This is a genomic window from Enterobacter sp. CFEC122 (genome assembly GCF_052983755.1).
Window position 1 is genome coordinate 1 of the sequence record NZ_JBRIQR010000101.1, and the last position, 2,600, is coordinate 2,600.

Here is a 2,600-nt window from a genome sequence, read left to right on the forward strand (position 1 = left end):
AATGTGGGCGTCTGGTGTTGTAGAAGTTCAGATATCGGGCGATGCCAGCGCGTGCCTCGGACACAGTCTTGTAGGCATGGAGGTAGACTTCCTCGTATTTGATCGAACGCCAGAGCCGCTCGACGAAGACATTGTCTCGCCACGCACCCTTGCCATCCATCGAGATGGCAATCTGTGACCTCTTCAGCACGGCGGTGAAGTCGATGGAGGTGAACTGCGATCCCTGGTCGGTATTGAAGATTTCCGGCCTGCCATGACGGGCAAGTGCCTCCTCCACCGCCTCGATGCAGAAGGCTGCTTCCATCGTGATCGACAACCGCCATGACAAGACCTTCCGGCTGAACCAGTCCACGACGGCGCACAGATAGACAAATCCCCGCGCCATGGGGATGTAGGTCAGGTCCATTGCCCACACCTGATTGGGCCGGGTGACTGCCAGCTTTCGTATGTGCCCTGGCGCTGGTTTCGAGGTGTTCGGGCGGCGGTAGATCGCCTTGATGCCCATCTTCTTCATCAGCGTGGCGACGTGTCGCCGCCCGGTCTCCAGACCTTCTCCTCTCAAGAGCCCTTGCAACATCCGACTTCCGGCAAAGGGGTAGTCGAGATGCAATTCGTCAATCCGGCGCATAAGGGCCAGATCGCCGTCAGACACCGGACGAGGCAGATAGTAGACGCTGCCACGGCTGAAGCCGAGAAGCTTCGCCTGGCGCACGACGGATAGCTTGTGCTCGCGGTCGATCATTTCTTTCCGCCCAGCAATCCCGCCTTGCCGAGCGCACCGGATAAAAAATCGTTCTCCAGTGTCAGTTCGCCGATTTTCGCGTGCAGCGTTTTGACATCGATGGTCGGACCCGACGGCTCCGCTTTCGTTTCATCGCCGAACACACCTGTCGCCCCCTCAAGGAGCTGGTCTTTCCATTGCTTGATCTGGTTGGCGTGCACATCGAACTGCTGGGACAACTCCACCAGCGTCTGCTCACCTCGGATGGCGGCAAGTGCCACCTTCGCCTTGAAAGCCGGGCTATGGTTCCGGCGCGGTCGTCTCGTCATGGTCTCTCCTGTTCCCGGCATCTAAGCCGAAGTCAGGCAGAAACTCCACTTATCCCCGCTGTGCAGATTTCCCGAGCCAGCTCTAAGGCGATCAGGTGCGCTGATCGAGTCTGTCGAGCACCATCGCTGCAAGTTCATCGCTGGTGTGTGCACCACTATCGAGAACACGGGTTGTGGACGGAAGCCGTTCCCTTGCGGCCAAGCATCGGGCGACATTCGCTAATCGCCACTCTCGAATCTCCGCATTCCGATTCGGGTCAGGATGCATGGTCTGGTTCGAGATCCGGTGACGCAATAGGTCCTCGTTAAGCATCAGAAAGATGTGCAGCAGCTGATCGTCGATCTGCCTTAACCCGTCGAGTATCTCAGTCAGATAGTCCGGGTGCACGAGCGTCATTGGGATGATGATGTCCTGCGAGTAATTCCTGCGAATCTCGCTGACCGCAGCGATCGTAAGTCCCCTCCACAAGGGGAGATCCTGATAGTCTCCGCTCGCTGGTATGGGGACCGTTTCTTTCACCACGAACCCGATTTCCTCAGGGTCAAAGATCAGCGATTTCGGACGCCGATCGCGCAGCCGCTCAGCGAGAGTCGTCTTTCCGGCGCCGAAAGGTCCGTTGATCCAGATTATCATTGTCGACGGCCTCTAACCGGAAGGCTCGCAAGAGCGCTGGGCGGCTTCGTGTGCTGGCACGATCGGAGTGGCTCCGAAGTGCTTCTCAAGATAGGTGACGCCGAACGTCACGATGTCCTGCGCGTCGAACAGGTAGCACTGAGCAAAGCCCACGACACCTTCTCGATGGCGACCGAGCTTCACGTAAGCATTTGCTATAGTTTCGACCGCATCCGGCTTTCCTTCGATAGCAAAGCAATCGAGAATGCCGTTTGAATCGTATTCTGATGCCGTTTTCCAGGCGACTTCACCGTTTCTTCCAAGCATCGGCATCTCATACGTCACCCATCGTTTGTTGGGGATATCCGCAACCGCCTCGGCGTAGTGCAATGCGGTAACGGAGTTTAGCGGCGCACCCAACAGCAGGGCCTTCCCGCCAAGGCGGACGAACCGCTCGACGGGCGACCCTTCCCCCAAGGCGTGACCGAGTTCGTGAGGCTCCGTCAGCGTTTCAGCTAGCGGACCAACCGCGACCATCGATGCATCGGGGTGCGCGCTGCGCCGCGCGCCGGGGGCTTGAACCAGAAATTGATTCAGCAGGCCGAACCCACGGTAAGTCCCGGCCGTTGCGGGATCGAACGGCGGCCAGGTACGGCGGGCTTTGTCATCCAACCGAGCGCCATTCAGAGTCTCCTCGTAGGGTGATCGGTCCCACGACGCGTATCCCATCACAGTGCCAGTCGGCCCAACCGCGGAGCGTAACGCGGCAACGACCGTCTCCGCTCCTCCTTCGACCGGACCAATCGCTTTAAGTGAGGCATGCACCATCAACAGGTCACCGGTTTGGACTCCTAATTTTCGAATTGCCTCCGTTATTGCCTTCCGCGTATGCATCGCGATATCTCCTCTAAACTGCAAAACACTATACCTATCGAGA

General features: G+C 58.2%; 3 protein-coding genes. All 3 read right to left on the minus strand.

The features are described from left to right. A protein-coding gene (locus ACVCAM_RS26215; RefSeq protein ID WP_162833788.1) for an IS3 family transposase occupies window positions 1–1,050 on the minus strand; the annotation gives its coding sequence in 2 pieces (ribosomal slippage) (window positions 1–792 and window positions 792–1,050; 1,051 coding nt annotated over the 2 pieces). This gene is flagged as partial in the annotation. Window positions 1,051–1,141: 91 nt separating this feature from the next. Then, entirely contained in the window at window positions 1,142–1,684 is a 543-nt protein-coding gene (locus tag ACVCAM_RS26220; RefSeq protein ID WP_002063889.1) for an AAA family ATPase, read from the minus strand. Window positions 1,685–1,696: 12 nt separating this feature from the next. Further along, entirely contained in the window at window positions 1,697–2,557 is an 861-nt protein-coding gene (gene aac(3)-IIe / locus ACVCAM_RS26225; protein WP_000557452.1) for an aminoglycoside N-acetyltransferase AAC(3)-IIe, read from the minus strand. Window positions 2,558–2,600 lie beyond the last annotated feature (43 nt).

Coding starts and splice junctions, on each gene's coding strand:
- ACVCAM_RS26220 (WP_002063889.1), bottom strand. CDS start 1,684: ATGATAATCTGGATCAACGGACCTTTCGGCGCCGGAAAGACGACTCTC.